Origin of the sequence: Pseudomonas sp. S3E17 (genome assembly GCF_024168685.1) — a bacterium.
Lineage (GTDB): Bacteria > Pseudomonadota > Gammaproteobacteria > Pseudomonadales > Pseudomonadaceae > Aquipseudomonas > Aquipseudomonas marginalis.
Map to the genome: position 1 here is coordinate 5,076,547 of NZ_JALJWE010000001.1, position 17,206 is coordinate 5,093,752.

At 58.9% G+C, this 17,206-nt stretch carries 15 protein-coding genes; 5 read left to right on the top strand and 10 right to left on the bottom strand.

Annotated features, from left to right (window positions below):
- Positions 1–103: 103 nt before the first annotated feature.
- On the top strand, positions 104–442 hold the full coding sequence (locus J3D60_RS22895; RefSeq protein ID WP_065940728.1) for a tryptophan synthase subunit beta: 339 nt from the start codon (positions 104–106) through the stop codon (positions 440–442).
- Positions 443–498: 56 nt separating this feature from the next.
- On the opposite strand, the gene lapD is transcribed toward J3D60_RS22895, so the two are convergent.
- Both lapD and lapG read right to left on the bottom strand, forming a co-directional pair.
- Positions 499–2,445, bottom strand: coding sequence for a cyclic di-GMP receptor LapD (gene lapD / locus J3D60_RS22900; RefSeq protein WP_253492915.1), 1,947 nt, complete (start codon positions 2,443–2,445; stop codon positions 499–501).
- Between the two features lie 11 nt (positions 2,446–2,456).
- Positions 2,457–3,173, bottom strand: a complete 717-nt coding sequence (gene lapG / locus J3D60_RS22905; RefSeq protein ID WP_083236467.1) for a cysteine protease LapG — start codon at positions 3,171–3,173, stop codon at positions 2,457–2,459.
- 266 nt (positions 3,174–3,439) lie between these two features.
- Between lapG and bcsQ the strand changes: the two genes are divergently transcribed.
- Positions 3,440–4,399, top strand: a complete 960-nt coding sequence (bcsQ, locus tag J3D60_RS22910) for a cellulose biosynthesis protein BcsQ (protein WP_253492917.1) — start codon at positions 3,440–3,442, stop codon at positions 4,397–4,399.
- 241 nt (positions 4,400–4,640) lie between these two features.
- Here the strand turns inward: bcsQ and J3D60_RS22915 are convergent, their stop codons facing one another.
- From J3D60_RS22915 to J3D60_RS22935, 5 genes are all read right to left on the bottom strand, one after another.
- Complete coding sequence (locus J3D60_RS22915) at positions 4,641–5,828, bottom strand: methyltransferase (protein WP_253492920.1); 1,188 nt, start codon at positions 5,826–5,828, stop codon at positions 4,641–4,643.
- Positions 5,809–6,498, bottom strand: coding sequence for an ABC transporter permease (locus tag J3D60_RS22920; protein ID WP_027605093.1), 690 nt, complete (start codon positions 6,496–6,498; stop codon positions 5,809–5,811). The genes J3D60_RS22915 and J3D60_RS22920 overlap by 20 nt, the downstream gene beginning before the upstream one ends.
- Positions 6,498–7,190 carry an ABC transporter permease gene (locus tag J3D60_RS22925; protein ID WP_027605092.1) on the bottom strand — a complete coding sequence of 231 codons (693 nt, stop codon included), beginning with the start codon at positions 7,188–7,190 and terminating at the stop codon, positions 6,498–6,500. The genes J3D60_RS22920 and J3D60_RS22925 overlap by 1 nt, the downstream gene beginning before the upstream one ends.
- A gap of 74 nt (positions 7,191–7,264) precedes the next feature.
- On the bottom strand, positions 7,265–8,017 hold the full coding sequence (locus J3D60_RS22930; RefSeq protein ID WP_253492922.1) for an ABC transporter substrate-binding protein: 753 nt from the start codon (positions 8,015–8,017) through the stop codon (positions 7,265–7,267).
- Between the two features lie 13 nt (positions 8,018–8,030).
- Positions 8,031–8,804 carry an ABC transporter ATP-binding protein gene (locus J3D60_RS22935; protein WP_065940733.1) on the bottom strand — a complete coding sequence of 258 codons (774 nt, stop codon included), beginning with the start codon at positions 8,802–8,804 and terminating at the stop codon, positions 8,031–8,033.
- Positions 8,805–9,359: 555 nt separating this feature from the next.
- Between J3D60_RS22935 and gabP the strand changes: the two genes are divergently transcribed.
- Positions 9,360–10,751, top strand: a complete 1,392-nt coding sequence (gene gabP, locus J3D60_RS22940) for a GABA permease (RefSeq protein ID WP_253492924.1) — start codon at positions 9,360–9,362, stop codon at positions 10,749–10,751.
- A gap of 74 nt (positions 10,752–10,825) precedes the next feature.
- Here gabP and J3D60_RS22945 read toward each other — a convergent pair whose 3' ends face one another.
- Together J3D60_RS22945 and J3D60_RS22950 are read right to left on the bottom strand one after the other, a co-directional pair.
- Positions 10,826–11,230, bottom strand: coding sequence for a hypothetical protein (locus J3D60_RS22945; RefSeq protein WP_027605088.1), 405 nt, complete (start codon positions 11,228–11,230; stop codon positions 10,826–10,828).
- A gap of 17 nt (positions 11,231–11,247) precedes the next feature.
- Positions 11,248–12,186: an alpha/beta fold hydrolase gene (locus J3D60_RS22950; protein ID WP_253492925.1), complete on the bottom strand. Its 939-nt coding sequence runs from the start codon at positions 12,184–12,186 to the stop codon at positions 11,248–11,250.
- A gap of 172 nt (positions 12,187–12,358) precedes the next feature.
- On the opposite strand from J3D60_RS22950, the gene J3D60_RS22955 reads away from it, so the two are divergent.
- Both J3D60_RS22955 and J3D60_RS22960 read left to right on the top strand, forming a co-directional pair.
- Complete coding sequence (locus tag J3D60_RS22955) at positions 12,359–13,324, top strand: arsenic resistance protein (RefSeq protein WP_253492926.1); 966 nt, start codon at positions 12,359–12,361, stop codon at positions 13,322–13,324.
- A gap of 87 nt (positions 13,325–13,411) precedes the next feature.
- Complete coding sequence (locus J3D60_RS22960) at positions 13,412–15,016, top strand: glycosyltransferase family 39 protein (protein WP_253492927.1); 1,605 nt, start codon at positions 13,412–13,414, stop codon at positions 15,014–15,016.
- Between the two features lie 627 nt (positions 15,017–15,643).
- Here J3D60_RS22960 and J3D60_RS22965 read toward each other — a convergent pair.
- On the bottom strand, positions 15,644–17,206 hold the full coding sequence (locus J3D60_RS22965; RefSeq protein WP_253492928.1) for an anti-phage dCTP deaminase: 1,563 nt from the start codon (positions 17,204–17,206) through the stop codon (positions 15,644–15,646).

The following is a 17,206-nucleotide window of genomic DNA, read 5'->3' on the forward strand; positions in this document are numbered from 1 at the left end:
TTTCGAGATTGGCGCCCCGTTGGCATCGGCTTCGGAAAAATGCGTGTAATCTCTGTGGGGCCGTGCGCGGCGCCTGCAGGGATTTTTTATTGGGAGAACGTTGATGTTCTACGTGCAACGCGATCAACACAACGCTTTGATTCGCGTCGAGGCGCAGGCCTACGCCGAAGCCACCGAGACGCTGCCGGCTGACCATCATGAGATTCAGGCGTGGTTTGCCGATGATCTGGTCGACAACAGCCTCAAACAGCTCAAGCAAAGTGACCTTGAGATGATTCGAGTGCTGGATGACTTGATCCAGGTACTGATCACCAAGAACGTGATGAGCATCACCGACTTGCCGCCGGCAGCACAGGCCAAGTTTTTGGAGCGTACCCAGGCCAGGGCGGCGTTGGGTGGCTTGAGCGAGCTGATCAATGACGATGAAACCGGTTTGATCTGACGCCCACGCACCTCCTTCACGGCGTACCCGTCAAGGAGGCACGATGCGTCAGTGCTTCACTTCCAGGGCGCCGGTTCACCGACCAGTTGGCCTTGCACCCCTTCAATACCCATCTCGCGAATCACTCGTAACTCACCCTCGGTTTCTACTCGCTCGGCAATCAGCGGCAGGTCAATGCTGTGGGCGGCGCGCTGGATCGCTTCGATAAAGAAGCGCTTATGGCTTTCCTGGTCGATGGCTCGGATGTAGCTGCCGTCGATCTTGAGGTACGCCAGGCCCAGGTTCGCCAGGTTGCCGATCATGCTGAAGCGGCCACCGAAACGTTGCAGGCCGAGGCTGTACCCGAGGCTGCGCATGCGGCGGGTAAGACGCTCCAGCTGGGTTTGCTCGGGCACTTGCTCTTCGCCGATCTCCAGCGTCAAGCGCGGCCCCAGAGCCGGGTGCTGGGCCAGGCGTTCGAACACCCGCTCCAGGGCCTGTGGGTCATTCAAGGTTGCGGCCGAGAGGTTCAGCGCCACCGCTGGGGTGTGCTGCGTCAGGTGCTTGATCACCAGGTCGAGCATCAGTTGATCGAGGCGCGCGGTCCAGCCGAAGCGTTCCAGCCAAGGCAGGAAGTGGCCGGCCGCGATGGTCTGGCCCTGATTATCGAGCAGGCGGGACAGCACCTTGTAATGCAGCACCTGTCGGGTGTCGCTGCTGCTTACTACGGGCTGGAAAAACAAACGGAAGCGCCCTTGGTTCAGGGCGTCGTCGAGCAATGTGTGCCAGCTGTGCGGGTCGTCGCTGGTGGTGCCCGTGGTTTGGTGTTCCAGGCACACCCAGCTTTGGCCAACGCTGGCTTCAGCCTGGGCCAGTGCCTGGTCGGCCAGCATCAACAGATCTGCCGAGGCATCGCCAGGGTTGTACGGCGCCAGCCCGATGAAGGCCACGGTCGACAGGTCGGTGGCGCCCGTTTCGTGCAGGCTTTGCAGGGTGCTTTCCAGCGCCTGGGCCAGTTGCAGCGCTTCGTCCCGCACCAGGCCCGGGGCAAGCACCGCGAACTCGCCACCTCGACTGCGGGTGATCAGGTTTTGGGTTTCCGGGTATTTGGCACAGGTTCGCACCAGCTGCTGGCTGACGGCCTGCAACAGTTGGTCGGTACGCTGCCCGCCCAGGCGCTGGTTGAGACCGCTCAAATCGTTGACCCGCAACATCAGCAGGTAGCCCGAACTGGACTCTTCGAGATTGCTGACCCGCGATTGCAGTTGCATCTCGAAGTAGCGACGGTTGGCCAGCCCGGTCAGGCTGTCCTGGTAGGACTCCACCCGCAGCTTCTCGCTGCGCTCGGTCTGCTCGTGGAACAACGCCTTGAGCTTCTCCACCATCTGGTTCATGGCCTGCACGACGCGGCGCAATTCGGGGGTGTGGGGCAGGTCGGGCAGGCTGAGGAACTCGCGACGCGCAATGGCGTGGGACTGCTCCACCATATAGTCCAACGGCTTCAACTGGCGGCGCAGCAACAGCGCGCCGAGTACCGCACTTACGGCACCGCAGATCAGCAGCCAACCCAGGCTGCCCAGTGCGCTTTGCCAGAGTTTTGCCAGGGCAAACATCGGGTGACTGACCACTTCAACCCGTGCCGCCTGCTGCCAGCCACGGCTGACGATGGCATCGCCGCCGGCCGGCGCCAGGCCGATCATCTTCACGAACCAGGCCGGTACGTTGCTGGCGTCCGGCTCGGCGGCACGTTCCACCAGCACCTGGTTATTGCTCAGGTCTATCACGCGGATGCTCGCGTAGTAGCCACTGTCGAAGATCGAGCTGACCATCAGTTCGGTCATCGCCGGGTCGTCGATGTTCGGCGTCAGTGACAGTGCCAGCGCAGTGGCCGCGTCCTGGGCGTGGGAGCGCAGTTGGTTGACGTACTGGGTACGCGAACTCTCCAGGCTGACGATGAAGCTACCGCTGAACGCGACCACCAGGAACACGCAGATAGCGATCAGCAATTGTTTGAACAGTGACATCGTAGCTCCTGTTAATTATCCGAACTGGTCGGAAACCCTTCTGCGCTCATTTTCTTCAAGACGTCCTGCCAGCGTGACAGGCGCTTGGTATCACCGACTTTTTTGTTGCCCGCAGCGCCCGGCAGCCACAGCCCTTCGCCGTTAAACGCATAAACGGGCAGCAGGTCCGGACGTTGGCTGGCAGGCAGAATGGGGTCCATCAGGCTGTCCAGCACCAAGGGCATGGCTTCGGGGCTTGCATAGTATGTCAGCACCATATGCGCACGGTTCTGGCGCAAGGCCTTGACGTAGGTTATGCGCAGCTTCTCGGCCGGTACGCCCAGATGCCGCAGGCTGAAGTATTTGGCGATGGCGTAGTCTTCACAATCGCCCGCGCCTTTCCACAGGGATTGAATGGGGGTCGCCCAATAATCAATCTCGTGCCACAGGTCGATGTCTTCCTCGTAGTGCAACTGGCGGTTGAAGAACAAGTTCACTACTTTGAGCTGCTCGGCCTCACTTACCTGCTTTTGCGTCGACAGCAATTGTTGCCACGCATCGATGCGCTGACGCCCGGGGCCCAGTGGCCCGTAAAGCGACTCGGCGCGGCGGCTGATCTGGCTGAAATCCCAATCGGCGAGCAAATCGCCCAGCAGGCCGCCACCCAGCAACAGCGTGATGGCAAGACCGTACAGAATCCGCGGGAGTTTAAAGCGTAACGCCACTGCGATTACCCAAGCTTGCAGCATTGAAGGTGCGGCAATGGTGCGGTGATACTGGGTAAAAAACAATGGCACGATGAAATCACCGCCATTGAATTGGAGTAAATATGCGTCAGGAAATTGGCCTTTTTCCGCTCGTCCGAAAGGGTTGTGTGGGTTTCATCAAAATAATGACACCTCGTTAGCGCTGTCACAGAATATGGCAACGAAGACGCCTACAAAAAGACCTGCGGTGAAGCCTCACCTTGCCGACCTTTCACGTCTTTAAATGGCGCTGTTAAGGAGCTCCGGCTATGAGCCGCACTGATGATCTATTTGCCTTGTTCGGCAAGGGCGTTTCCCGGGACCCCACGGGAAGAAATGCGCGCTTGCACTTTTTTGGCAGCATTCCGTTCGATGATGGCACTCGGGTAAACCACAAAGAGGGTTCGCGCCTAAGTGCTCAGGGGACTTATGCCCATGAACATCCACAAAATGAACCATTGAGCGCGCTACGCCCGACCGTTGTGGCGTTGGTGTCAGTCAATGGTGGCGTGGGCCGAAGCACCTTGGCTACGGCGCTGAGCAGCGGCCTGCAGCGTCTGGGTGAGTCGGTCGTGGCGGTAGACCTGGATCCCCAGAATGCCTTGCACCAGCACTTTGGTGTCGATCGTGAGCTACCTGGCGTGGGCCGTAGCAGCCTGCTCAACAGACCCTGGCAGAGCATCCTGCAATCGGGGTTCGCCGGATGTCAGGTTATCCCCTTTGGCGACACCGACACCCAACAGAAGGAGAACCTGCAACGTTGGTTGACCCGTGAACCGAAGTGGCTGGCTCAGCGCCTGTCGGCACTGGGGCTGAGTGAAGGGCATATGGTGATCGTCGATACCCCCGCAGGGAACAACGTTTATCTCCATCAGGCGTTGAGCGTGGCCGATATTGTGCTGGTGGTCGCCCAACCGAATGCCGCTTGCCTCGGCACGCTGGATCAATTGGACGCACTGCTGGCGCCCCACCTTGAGCGTGAACGCCCACCCCGTTGTCACTTTGTGATCAATCAACTGGACGAAAACTCGGCGTTCAACCTGGATATGCTCGATGCCTTCAAGCTGCGTCGAGGCGAATACCCGTTGGAAGTCGTCCACCGTGATCCGGCGATCAGCGAAGCCCTGGCCTTTGCAGCCGACCCGCTGGGTAGCTCGGTCCCGAGCCTGGCCGGTGACGATATCAGCGAACTTTGCCGGTTATTGATCGCCCGTAAAAAGCGCGCCTAAAGCACGGTTTATAAGCTTGACGCCAGATGCTTATGCACAATCGGTGGGGTACAGGTGTCACGAAACTGCTGTTTTGTGCAACCGTTCTCAACACGCCGCAACTGCCTGTTTTACGTGCGTTTTATTGTATGAACAAAAAATGAACAGCGTGGCTTTTTGCCGGTAGCGTAGATGGCTACAGGCTTTGTAAAGATTCCATCAACAGAGTTATCCACAGGTCGGGGTGCGACAATCCTGCCCCTTAATCGCGCTCGGCAAGCACCATCAAGTTGCGTGGTGTCAGTGCGGTTTCGCAGAAGCTGCCCACCTCGACCCTGTAGCCACGTTCGGCCAGAAACAGTGCCCGATCCAGGACCAGCCACAGCTCAAGTGGGCGCCGAAACAGCCCACGCACCAACTCCAGGTTCCTGACCTCGGCCAAACGTCGCCAGCCGTGCGCCTCCAGCGCCGCCCAATCCTGTTCACCTGTGGATAACCCTTTGAGACTGGCCAACGCCTGGCAGTAGTCGGCGAAGGGTTTGTCCAGCCAACCGGCGGGCAGGGACGGGGTGGGCAGGTACTCGTCGCAATGGCGTAACTGGCGTTGTAACTGATCGAAACCCAGGCGGCGGGCCATTGAGGTGTCCCGCTGCAGCCGCACGCGTTTGCCGGCCGTGACGGTTTCGCTGAGGGGCAGGCCAAGGTCGTCGACCGACAGCTGCAAGGTGGAAGCACGGCCCGCTTCGGACAGCGGTTGGTAGGCGTCCGCGTGGATGCGGTTGTAGCAGCACGGCGCTACGGCCAGTTGCTTGCAGCCGGCGGCACTGGCCAGTTGCAGCAGGCGCACATGCAGGTCGCCGCAGGCATGCAGGGCGACGGGGGTGTGCTCGGGGTCTAGGCTTACGTCCGCCATGACATCTTGCAGGCGATGGGTGACGGGCAGGCCATGGTGGTCGCTCAAGGCCTGGCCTGCCGCGATCAGCGCCGGGTCGTATTCCAGGCAGGTCAGTTGCTGGCCGGTGTGCAACAGGCGGCGGCCGAGGTGGCCCTTGCCGGCGCACCAGTCCAGCCAATGCCGGGGTGTTTGCGCAAACTGCAACGCGGCGCCGAAGGCTTCGATTTGCTGCCATTTACGCCCGGGTACGTCGACATTCAGGCGGCGCGCCGCCGGTTGCAGGGGCTGCGTCGGTAACTTATCCACAGCACTGAGGCGCAAGGCTTCGCGGGCCAGTGAGGGAAAAGGCGCTGGCGCCGGTAGGGTGTGGGGATGGTTATGGCTGGTTTCCGCGTCGGACAAGGAGCGTTGACGCAGCCATCGGGCCAGTTGCGGATGCTCGGTTTCCCAAGGCAACTGCCGATGCACAAAGGGCCGTGGTCGCCACAGCCCTTGGTGCTCGATCAGAAACGCATCCAGCGCCTCGAAGCGGGCTTCAACGTCCCTGGCAGGCATCGACGCGCAGCCAGCGTTCCAGCAGCTTGAAGCCGCGTACCAGCAGGAAGGAGATCAGCAGGTAGAACACGCCGGCGGTGAAGAACATCTCCACCGTCAGGTAGTTGCGCGCGATGATCGTCCTGGCCATGCCAGTCAGCTCCAGCAGAGTCACGGTGCTCGCCAGCGAGCTGGCCTTGAGCATCAGGATCACTTCGTTGCTGTAGGCCGGCAATCCGATGCGCGCGGCCCGGGGCAGGATGATGTAGAACAGCGTCTTGGGCCTGGACATGCCCAGCGCACGGGCGGCTTCGATTTCCCCAGGCGGAATGGCCTGGATGGCACCCCGCAGGATCTCGGCGATGTACGCTGCGGTGTGCAGCGTCATGGTGGCGGTGGCACACCAGAACGGATCGCGCAGGTACTTCCACATGAAACTTGAGCGGATGCTGTCGAATTGGGCCAGGCCGTAATAGACCAGGAACAACTGCACCAGCAGCGGCGTGCCGCGAAAGAAAAAGATATAAGCGTAAGGCAGGGCGCGCACAGACAGGTGCCTGGACGAGCGCGCGATACCCAGGGGGATGGCCAGGATCAGGCCGAGGATCACAGCGATGCTCACCAGCTCCAGGGTCAGGATGGCGCCCTGGATAAACTTCGGCAGCCACTTGATGATGACTTCCCATTCCATTACGTCGTCCTCACGAAGCCGCGGGCGGCGCGTTGTTCCAGGAAGTGCATGGCCACCATCGACAGCGACGTCAGGCCCAGGTAGATGAATGCGGCGACCATATAGAAGGTGAAAGGTTGTTTGGTAACCGTTACGGCAATCTGCGCATGGCGCATGATTTCTTCGAGGCCGATGACCGTGACCAGCGCGGTATCTTTCATCAGGATCAGGAACAGATTGCCCAGGCCCGGCAGGGCGATGCGCCACATCTGCGGCATGATCAACCGGGTAAAGATACGAAACTTCGACAGGCCCAGCGCCACACCCGCTTCGCGGTGGCCTTTGGGAATGGAGATGATTGCACCCCGCAGCACTTCCGTGGCGTAGGCGCCGAAACACAGGCCCAGGGCGATCACGCCAGCGGCAAAGGCGCTGAGGGACAGGTCGGGAATATCGAGCAGCTCACCCAGTGAGCGCATGGCGTTGATCGTGCCGAAGTAAATCAGCAGCACCCACAGCAGCTCCGGCACACCGCGAACGATTGTCGAGTAAGTACCGCCCAGCCATTGCAACGGCTTGTACGGGGAAGTCTTGGCCAGGGCACCGGCGAGGCCGAGTACCAGCCCCAGGCATAACGCTGTGAGCGCCAGTTTGACGGTCATCAGCGCGCCGGCAGCGAGCGCCGGGCCGAATCCGTAGAGATCGAAATTCATGGTGTTTTCATATCGCGGCAGGCATTGCTGAAAGCCGGCGCGCTCAAGTGAGCGTGCCGGGCAGGCCGTTCAGGTCATTCGATGCTGAACGGGAAGTACTTGTCGTTGATCTTCTTGTAGGTGCCGTCAGCCTTGATCTCTGCCAGGGCTTTGTTCAGGCGCTCGCGCAGCGGGTCGCCCTTGCGTACGGCGATACCGATCTTGTCGCTCTCGACAACCGGGTCGCCCTTGAACTCGTAGGCCGAACCGTCTTTGCTCTTGAGCCATTCGTACTGCACGTACTTGTCGGCGAGGATCCCGTCGAGGCGGCCGGACGTCAGGTCAAGGTAGGCGTTTTCCTGGGTGTCGTAGAGCTTGGCTTCGGTGTCAGGCAGCTTGTCTTCCAGGTAGGTACCGGCCAGCGTCGCGCGTTGGGCGCCGATAACCTTGCCCTTCAGGTAGGCGGCGTCGGTCTTGAAGTCTGCGGTGGCCTTGAGCGCGATGAACTGCAGCTTGTTGGAGTAGTACGGGTCGGTGAAGTCGACGGCTTGCTTGCGCTCGTCGGTGATCGACAGCGAGGACACCAGGAAGTCGAACTTCTTGGCATTCAGGGCCGGGATGATGCCGTCCCAGTCGGACACGTACACGTCGCACTTCTCGACTTTCATCTTGGCGCACAGGGCGTCGCCGATGTCTTTGTCGAAGCCGACCACTTGGCCGCTGGCGTCTTTATTGTTGAACGGCGGGTAGGCCGCTTCGATCCCCATGGTCAGGGTTTCTGCAATGGCCGTGGCGCTGAACGCCATCGAGACGGCCGCGGCCAGAAGGAATTTTTTATAGTTCTGCATGCATGTTGCTCCGTTAGCGGTTGCTGGACATGAATTGTTTGCAGCGCGCCGAAAGCGGGTTTTCAAACACCTGCTGTGGCGATCCTTGCTCTTCGATCAGGCCCTGGTGGAGGAACACCACTTCACTGGACACCTGACGGGCGAAGCCCATTTCGTGGGTGACCAGCAGCATGGTGCGGCCTTCTTCGGCCAGCGCGCGGATCACATTAAGTACTTCCTGGACCATTTCCGGGTCAAGGGCTGAAGTGGGTTCGTCGAACAGGATGACCTTGGGCTGCATCGCCAGGGTGCGCGCGATGGCGGCGCGTTGTTGCTGGCCGCCGGACAATTGCGCCGGGTAGGCATGGCGCTTGTCGGCGATACCGACCTTGTCCAGCAGGGCTTCGGCCACTTCTATGGCCTCGGCCTTGCTTTGGCCGAGCACGCGGCGAGGGGCCTCGATGATGTTGTCGAGGATGCTCATGTGCGGCCACAGGTTAAAGTTTTGAAACACAAAACCGATTTCGCTGCGCAGGCGGTTGATCTGCTTGCCGTCAGCGGCCAGCAACTCGCCGTTTTTCGCGGCCTTGAGCTTGAGTTCTTCGCCGGCCACGAGGATCTGGCCCTGGTGTGGGTTTTCCAGCAGGTTGATGCAGCGCAGGAACGTGGACTTGCCGGAACCGGAGGAACCCAGGATCGAGATCACATCGCCGTCGCGAGCGGTCAGCGAGATACCTTTGAGTACCTCCAGCTCACCATAGCGTTTATGCAAGTTGCGGATTTCAAGCGCGGGCGTGGCCTCGGCCATGTGGGGTCCTCATTGTGTTCATTGCGATCTTCGCTGTTGGGCCGCCTTCCTGGCGAGGCGCCAAGCTAGCATAGCGTCCTGATGGCGGCCAACAGCGCGGCGGGCGGTAAACGGGCGGTGTGCGGCAGGGTGTCGCATCGGCACAGCAGGGTGTCGCGCCATCAACAACCGAACAACCGTTTTAACCCGTGAATCCGCAGGCTTCGCGTGAAAAAGGGCGCGATGGTGCCAGCTTTGGGCGGGTGTTGGAAGGGTTAAACGGGCAAACGGTAGCTATCGGCCCTTTTATGGCGCGCTGCGTACTTTTCGTGTGTGTTTTTGGTGCGCTTGTTCGTCTTGAAAGTGAGTCGCACGGTAACGCTATAGCGGAATGCCATTGTTCTCAATGACTTGCGATGACTGGTGAATCGTCCTGCAGGCCGCGTCAATCGCGGTTTTGTAACATTTTGGCGCAAATCTTGCGTAAAAAATAAAGAACGCCCTGTTGGTTTCTTTTCACGAGGAAGAGCCCAGGCCGGGCGGACCGTTTTCGCAATTCCTCGCAAAGGTGTGTCAATGAGTAGTACGCAAAGCTCCAATGACCTCGAACAGGGGCTCAAACCGCGTCACGTCACCATGCTGTCGATTGCCGGCGTCATTGGTGCCGGTTTGTTTGTCGGCTCAGGCCATGCGATTGCTGCCGCCGGCCCTGCGGTCCTGCTGGCATATGCCGCAGCGGGTACGCTGGTGGTCTTGGTGATGCGCATGCTGGCCGAAATGGCCGTGGCGTCGCCGGACACCGGTTCGTTCTCCACTTACGCCGACCGTGCGATCGGTCACTGGGCCGGTTTTACTATCGGCTGGCTGTACTGGTGGTTCTGGGTGCTGGTGATTCCATTGGAAGCCAACGCCGCCGCGACCATTCTCCACGCCTGGTTCCCGGATGTGGCCATCTGGGCCTTTACGCTGATCATTACCTTGCTGCTGACGGCAACCAACCTGTTCAGCGTGAAGAACTACGGTGAGTTCGAGTTTTGGTTTGCGTTGATCAAGGTCGTGGCGATCGTGGGCTTTGTGATCCTCGGCCTGGCGGCGATTTTCGGCTTCCTGCCGACCAGCCAGGTCAGCGGCGTTTCCCACCTCTTTGACACCCAAGGCTTTATGCCCAACGGCATGGGCGCGGTATTGGCCGCGATCCTGACCACGATGTTCTCCTTCATGGGCACCGAGATCGTCACCATCGCCGCCGCTGAATCGAAGAACCCGGGCCAGCAAATCACCAAGGCCACCAACTCGGTGATCTGGCGGATTGGTTTGTTCTACCTGTTGTCGATCTTCATCGTCGTGTCCCTGGTGCCTTGGAATGATCCGACCCTGGCGGCGGTAGGTTCCTACCAGACCGTGCTGGAACGCATGGGTATCCCGAACGCCAAGCTGATCGTCGACCTGGTGGTCCTGGTTGCCGTTACCAGCTGCCTGAACTCGGCGCTGTACACCGCTTCGCGCATGCTGTTCTCCCTGGGCCGTCGCGGCGATGCACCGGCCGTGGCCAAGCGCACCAACAAGAGCGGCACGCCTTACTGGGCGGTATTGCTGTCAACCGGCGCGGCGTTCCTGGCGGTATTTGCCAACTACGTGGCACCGGCTGCGGTGTTCGAATTCCTGCTGGCCAGCTCCGGCGCCATCGCGTTGCTGGTGTACCTGGTGATTGCAGTGTCGCAACTGCGTATGCGTCAGAAGCGCATGGCGACGGGCGAGAAAATTGTCTTCAAGATGTGGCTGTTCCCAGGCCTGACCTACGCGGTGATGGTATTCATCGTCGGCACATTGACCATCATGCTGTTCCAGGAAGCGCATCGGGTCGAGATCATCGCGACTGGGGTCTTGAGCTTGCTGGTAGTGGCGGCCGGGTTGATTGTGTCCAGCCGTCGCAAGGCGCAGAGAGTGGGAGCTGCGGTGCTGAATTGATGTGATGGAATGCGGTGCTTGATTGCGCCGCAGTTCAAATGTGGGAGGGGGCAAGCCCCCTCCCACATTTGGTTTTAGTTGGTGAGGGCCTCGGATGCGGCGACGTAATCCGCCTGGAACTGCGGCGATTCGATCCACGCCAGTGCGGCGGCTTCATCGTCGCTGTCGGTGGCCCACTGCCGATACTCGATCAGTGCCGCCAGGATAAAGTCGGTGGCTTCCTCTTCGCCTTCCTGCTCCAGCACCAGCGCGAGCAGCGGGTGGGCCAGGAATACCGCGCAGAGGGCCTGCTGGCTGGTCTCGCCGGCGGTGCGCATCTCCACGAAGAGCTCGGTCAAATCCACTGACTCAAGGTCAATCCGGTCGTCATCGCCGGCAAACGCATCCGGCTTGCTCGCGACGGCGCGCTGGGTGCGGTTCTGCTTGGCCTTGGCCTTGGCCCGGTGGGCACGTTTTTGCTGCTTGTTCGGCGAGGCCATGGGCTCACGTCCTTGGGTCAGGATCTGGGTGGGGTATTGAAGCGCAGGTTGAGGGAAATCCCAAGGGTATCCGCCGTTAATTGACCGTGTTGCAGCCATGCCAATGCAATCGGCCACAACCGATCCTGATACTCGCTGCGAAAGAACGCGAAATGTCCGACCTGTTTTTCGCCGATGTCTTCAGGGGCAATGCGCAGATGGGTGCGCTCGCTGCCGTCGAAGTAACCCAGCAACCGTTCAATCGCCGCCACGGTGCCGAAGGGGTCATCGGTGATGCTGATCGCCAGCACCTGCGCCTTTACGCGGCTGAATGGCAAGTCCGCCAAGGCCCGTCCGCTGGGCCGCGTCTCATACCTGGGCGTTGGCGTGCTCCAGTCGCGCACCACGCCTGCCGGCGTATCCTCCAGCCAACCCAGGCGCTTGCCGGGGAAATACCCGCAGAGTGCCGTGATCACCGGCATGACCACATGCCATTTGGCAAACATCTGCCAGCGCCCGGCGGCGGCGTAATCGCGCCAGTAGGCGAACTGCGCGCCCACGGTCACGATTCGCCGGATCACCGCGCCGGATGCCCCCAGCCCCGCCGCACAGCCGCCAAAACTGTGGCCGACCACATCAATCGGCTGGCCTGGAAACTCCCGCTGTGCCCGCAGCAGGATCGCTTCGAAATCCAGCGTGCCCCAATCCGACCACGACGCCTTGAACCCGCGCAACGAACCGCTGCGCGACTCGCCGATGCCGCGATAGTCGTAGGTGATCACGTCGAAGCCGTTGGCGAACAGGTAGTCGGCGAAACGTGAGTAGTGGCGGCAGCGCACGGAGGTGGCGGCGTTGATGATGACGACCGGGCGTTCGCGGTCGGTGCGCGGGTGGCGCCAGGTGAAGCCGCCGAGGGGATGGCCGTCTGCGGCGGATTCGAGGAATGCTTCTTGGGTGGGGCGGGTTGGCAGGTTCATAGGTCCGCTCGATCCGTGCGCTTTTTTGTGGTGCTTGGAGGCTCACGCGCTTTTTATAGGGAGTCGAAATTAACAAATTTAGCGCGCCATGGGTGTGAAGATGGCCATGACGCTCGACCTTGGCCCTTTGGGTGCATAGGCTGACGATCTTTCGATTGATCTGAGCTCGACCATGACCCGCGACACCCTCGAACACCACCAGATCCCCCTCTACTTCGCCGCTGTCCTTCTGGCTGGTGCTTTCGGCCTGCTCGCGCCTTCATTGGCCCAGGGCCTCGGCGCGCTGGTCACGCCCGCCATCGCGGTGTTGATGTATGCGATGTTCCTGCAAATCCCTTTTCTGGACCTGCGCCAGAGCTTGAGTCACAAGCGCTTTCTGTCGGCGCTGCTGTTGGCCAATTTCATCCTCGTGCCGTTGCTGGTGTGGGTGTTGACCCGTGGCCTGGTGGAGCGCCCGGCATTGCTGGTGGGCGCATTGCTGGTGTTGCTGACGCCGTGTATCGACTACGTGGTGGTGTTTACCCATATCGGTAAAGGCGATTCACGCTTGATGCTGGCGGCGACGCCGGTGTTGTTGTTGCTGCAGTTGCTGCTGTTGCCGGTGTACCTGGGGTTGATGCTGGGGGTGCAGTCCGGGGTGGTGGTAGCGGTGGGGCCGTTTATAGAGGCGTTTGTATGGTTGATTGTGCTGCCGATGGTGCTGGCGGTGATCACTGCATCCCTGGCGCGCCGATCGGCACTTATCAATGCCTGGAACAATGCCTGGGCATGGTTGCCGGTGCCTGCGATGGCGGGGGTGTTGTTCGTGGTGATCGGTTCGCAGATCACTTCGGTGGTACGTGACATCAGCCTGCTGCTGTCGGTGATCCCGGTGTATATCGGCTTTCTGGTGCTGGCGCCATTAATGGGGGCGCTTGCGTCGCGGCTGTTCGCGCTGCCGGCGGTAACGGCCCGGGCAGTGACGTTCAGCGCGTCGACACGGAATTCGCTGGTGGTGCTGCCCCTGGCGCTGGCGCTGCCCGACGATGTGCGTGGGCTGGCGGCGACGGCGGTGATCTTGCAAACCCTGGTCGAGTTGGTCGGAGAGTTGATTTACGTTCGGCTGATCCCGAGAGGGGTGTGGCCCGCAGGTCGGTAAAAGCGCCAATGTTCAGGTTTGTTCAGGCGTTATTCAGGGGCGCGCTCGGCACCATAGGTTTGCGCTCTCTACCTGACAGGTCTACCGATGGATCAACGCAACCGTTTTCGCCTGGAGTCCCTGGGCATTTTCCTGATCGCCTTGCTGCTGTTTACCCTGGGTATCTGGGATCAGCAGCCGCAAGGATTTGACGGTCGCTGGGCGCTGTTCCTGCAGGAAATGTTTCGCCATGGCGCGAGTCTTTTTCCCACCACATATGGGCAGCCTTACGCGGACTACCCTGGTACCGCGACCTTCTTCAGTTGCGTATTTGCCCGGTTGTTCGGTGCGCCCAACCATTTGGCCAATGTGCTGCCCACTGCCCTTGCATCCGCCGGGGTCGTAGCCTTGATCTATCGCTTGCTGGTCCCGGCGAGTCGCCCGTGGGCGTTGCTCACGGTGCTGCTGACGTTGCTCACTACCCAATTGCTCGAGAAGTCCCGCTCGGTATGCCTGGACCAGATGGTGGCGTTGTTGTGTGTCGGCAGTTTCTACCTGCTGCACAGTGGTGAGCGCCTGGGCTCACGGTTCAGGCAACTTGCGGTGTTCCCGCTGTTCATCCTGGGTTTCGCGATACGCGGCCCGCTGGGCTTGATCGAAGTCTGCGGCGTGGTATGTGTGTATTGGGCGCTGGGCAGCCCTGGAGAGCGGGTCAGGCAGGTGTTGATCCACGGCATCGTCGGCCTGGTATTGCTGGCGGCCTGTTGGTGGCTGTTGGTGAAGCTGGCGCGCATCAGCGGCGGCGATGGGTTTGCCGATGAAGTGTTCAAGATGCAAGTGGGCGGGCGCCTTGATGAAAGCGGCGAGCCGTTCTATTTCTACTTCCAGCTGAGCATGTACCGTTACTTCCCCGTGGTGCCGCTGGCGTTGGTCACATTGGTTGCGCTGCGTCATCGTTGGGCGGAGCGGTTTGATGACCCGGTTCAATTGGTGGTGCGGCTCGGTGCCTGTGGCTTGATGATCCTGCTTGGCTTGTCGGTGCCGCATTTCAAGCGTGCCTATTACATCCTGCCCATGGTGCCGATGTTTGCGGCTGTCGCGGCCTATGGGCTGCTTCAGGCGCAAGGCTGGCTCTCGGGCGTGCGCAGGGGCTATGAGTGGCTTGTCGCGGCGTTGCCGGCGCTGTGCGTGGTTGCCGTGTTGGTCTGTCGGCATGGGTGGCAGAAGCACGGTTACTGGCCTGACGTCTCGTTGCCGCTGTTGGTGGGGGCGCTGGTGCTCCTGCAAGTGGCGGCCGTGCTTGCCTGGCGGCGAGCGGGGCGGCTGGTGTGGCTCAGCGCGTTCGCGCTGGGCGCGCAATGGCTGGTGCTGGTGACGGTCGTGGAGCCTGCCAAGGATTTGCAGTTCGACACTCGGCAATTCGTCCGCCAGGTGGAAGCGCTTCGCGTATCGCAGCCTGGTCAACTGGTATTCCTGAATCTCGGCAGGGACACCTGGGCGGTGCGCTACATGATGAATCTGGATCATGACGAGCAGCCGCTGTTTGTCGGTGCTGCAGATGTTGAGCGATTGAGCGCGTTACCGCGACCGTCGTGGGTCATTGCGGCGCGCAAGGAAACCGCGTTGCTCAAGGGCACGCCTCTGGAGCATCAGGTGCCAAGTTTTGAAGGGCGTTTGAATGACAACCCACTGATGGTGTTTCGGCTGGAATGAATCAGCCGCCTCATCTCAAAATCGCGACTTGGATCACTCAAATTGCAGACAATAAAAAACCCGCACTAGGCGGGTTTCTTATGTGTTTCAGATGACGTTTGCACCACCTGAAACTAATTAGTGGTGCCAGAGACGGAATCGAACAGATGGCTAAAGATCTTGAATTTAAAGGGTTTATCTTTGGTAGGTATGTGAATCTACTCACAAATCTACTCTCTTTTTGAAATGTGCCTCTGCGGAGAGACGTTTTTGACGTGCACAAACGCCACTCCGTTACTCATAGTCTAATTGCCGATGAACGGTCGGAGTGGGAAGCAGTTATGTTCTTAGGTTGCCGAGGGATTTCCGGCATCCCGATCACAGGTGAATTCAGTGACGTTGATGCCGCGGGCTCACTTTTGGCTCAACTCTATTCACATAATCGGCAGAACGATGTTGCCAGATAACACTTTTCGCTTGAGCTTCAAAGGTGTTAGATCTCTCGACTGTTAAAGTATCGACCTGACTGATTTCAAGCGCTAGGACACCACTGACACAGCAGGTCTCGGGGGGCATAAGCAGCAAGTCCCTGGGCACTGGATGAGTCAATGATGAATTTAAAACGTGCCAGTTGATAGAGCTGAATATTTAACCCGGTGGCGGTCCATAATGCGCTATTGCCAGATCGAAAACTTTAGCCTCCACATCCAAATAGGAGTCTAGTATCTCCTGCGAGACAGGGCTGGCTTCTTTATTCATGACAGATACAGCATGGCCGCGCTCATCCTTGCGTTTCACATTGAAGGCAAAAAACGCAGCATAGCGTTTAGGGGAAACCCCTTCAAACGTCTCAAATATGATTTTATGCTCAGCCGCGAGATCAATCGATATTGCGTCAGAATGAAGATCCATTGCGAGGCTTTTTTCATAGGGTTCAATGTAGACAACCCTTTTTATCCCAGAGGCGATGATATGTCTGGCGCAGTTATGGCAGGGGTATGTAGTGGTGTACATAATGCCATTGAGAGTTGTTCCGGAGGACTTGCGTGCAATATTTAATATCGCTTCCATCTCGGCGTGTATAGCGCGTGAGTACTCAATAAGAGCGCCCGCAGGTGTGTCTTTTAATATTTTCTCGGAAAGCTCGGTTGCTAGTTCTGAACTAACTTTCCCGCTGTCTCTTAAAATATGGACTATGCTATTTACTAGTCTAAGTTTATGGAAGTCGTTATAGCATTTTCTTCCGTGGGTCACGCAGCGCTGATCGTTTGGATTGTCGGCCGTATACAATCCGCCGCCAGCCTGGGGCACATCATTCCATCCTACTGACATGATGTTACCCGATTCGTCGGCGATAGACGCGCCAACCTGACGGCTCAGACAAGCGGACTTCAGTGATGCGGAGTGGGCAGCATACATTCCAGATTCATCACTGGTGGGGGTTAATCCGTTCTGCCCGTGCACAAGCCCCACAAATCGGCTACATGGTTTAGCTAGGCTTCTCACAGTTGTCAGAGCATTTCGAATAAAAAAGTCTGACTTTTGTACCGTTTTCTCTAAAAGTTGGCCATGACGTATATTTTCGTTGCGATCGCGCTCTACCAATTCTTGAGCTGCAACGGGATTCATTCCTTCTTGACGAAGCTGTTCTAGTCGTAGCTGTTGAGGGCTCATAACGCCGACAAGATAAAAGACATTTTTATAAACTAAACGGAAAAGGTCGACCTCTGCAGGGTTTTTTAATTGGTCGACAATATAAACAGTTCTAGGTGGGTCGTCGTCACCACTTTCATTTATCTGAAGTTGGCGAGACAGCGACAGGTCGTGAATTGCCAGTGTTGCTAGACCTTCGTCACCTAATGCTTTTCTGAGCGCGTTTCCCAGGTCTTGCAGAACTCGATATCTCTCATCGACGCCTAAATTGTTTAGGTCTTTGCCGAAGTGCTCTGTAGGCAAGGGGTGTGTCGAATAGTACTTTTTAATAATGGTGCTTAGTTTGATATGTATAACTTCATAGTTGCACAGGCCAAACTGATTTTTTAGTTCGTCAACGACATCTGCTAAGTTACACCCAACGGCACCGCAAACGCCTATGACTATTTCTTTGGTGAGTCGCGACTTGATGCGCGCTTGAATATTTCTATCCTGCTCGGGGGCGGCAATAGGTGCCACCCCAGCTAGAGGCAATGCTTTTACGTTCCCTGTACTCAT

Bases quoted from the DNA above. Each gene is read 5' to 3' on its own strand.
- J3D60_RS22895 (WP_065940728.1), top strand. From the start codon at position 104: ATGTTCTACGTGCAACGCGATCAACACAACGCTTTGATTCGCGTCGAG.
- lapD (WP_253492915.1), bottom strand. From the start codon at position 2,445: ATGTCACTGTTCAAACAATTGCTGATCGCTATCTGCGTGTTCCTGGTG.
- lapG (WP_083236467.1), bottom strand. From the start codon at position 3,173: ATGCTGCAAGCTTGGGTAATCGCAGTGGCGTTACGCTTTAAACTCCCG.
- bcsQ (WP_253492917.1), top strand. From the start codon at position 3,440: ATGAGCCGCACTGATGATCTATTTGCCTTGTTCGGCAAGGGCGTTTCC.
- J3D60_RS22915 (WP_253492920.1), bottom strand. From the start codon at position 5,828: ATGCCTGCCAGGGACGTTGAAGCCCGCTTCGAGGCGCTGGATGCGTTT.
- J3D60_RS22920 (WP_027605093.1), bottom strand. From the start codon at position 6,498: ATGGAATGGGAAGTCATCATCAAGTGGCTGCCGAAGTTTATCCAGGGC.
- J3D60_RS22925 (WP_027605092.1), bottom strand. From the start codon at position 7,190: ATGAATTTCGATCTCTACGGATTCGGCCCGGCGCTCGCTGCCGGCGCG.
- J3D60_RS22930 (WP_253492922.1), bottom strand. From the start codon at position 8,017: ATGCAGAACTATAAAAAATTCCTTCTGGCCGCGGCCGTCTCGATGGCG.
- J3D60_RS22935 (WP_065940733.1), bottom strand. From the start codon at position 8,804: ATGGCCGAGGCCACGCCCGCGCTTGAAATCCGCAACTTGCATAAACGC.
- gabP (WP_253492924.1), top strand. From the start codon at position 9,360: ATGAGTAGTACGCAAAGCTCCAATGACCTCGAACAGGGGCTCAAACCG.
- J3D60_RS22945 (WP_027605088.1), bottom strand. From the start codon at position 11,230: ATGGCCTCGCCGAACAAGCAGCAAAAACGTGCCCACCGGGCCAAGGCC.
- J3D60_RS22950 (WP_253492925.1), bottom strand. From the start codon at position 12,186: ATGAACCTGCCAACCCGCCCCACCCAAGAAGCATTCCTCGAATCCGCC.
- J3D60_RS22955 (WP_253492926.1), top strand. From the start codon at position 12,359: ATGACCCGCGACACCCTCGAACACCACCAGATCCCCCTCTACTTCGCC.
- J3D60_RS22960 (WP_253492927.1), top strand. From the start codon at position 13,412: ATGGATCAACGCAACCGTTTTCGCCTGGAGTCCCTGGGCATTTTCCTG.
- J3D60_RS22965 (WP_253492928.1), bottom strand. From the start codon at position 17,206: ATGAGTACAGGGAACGTAAAAGCATTGCCTCTAGCTGGGGTGGCACCT.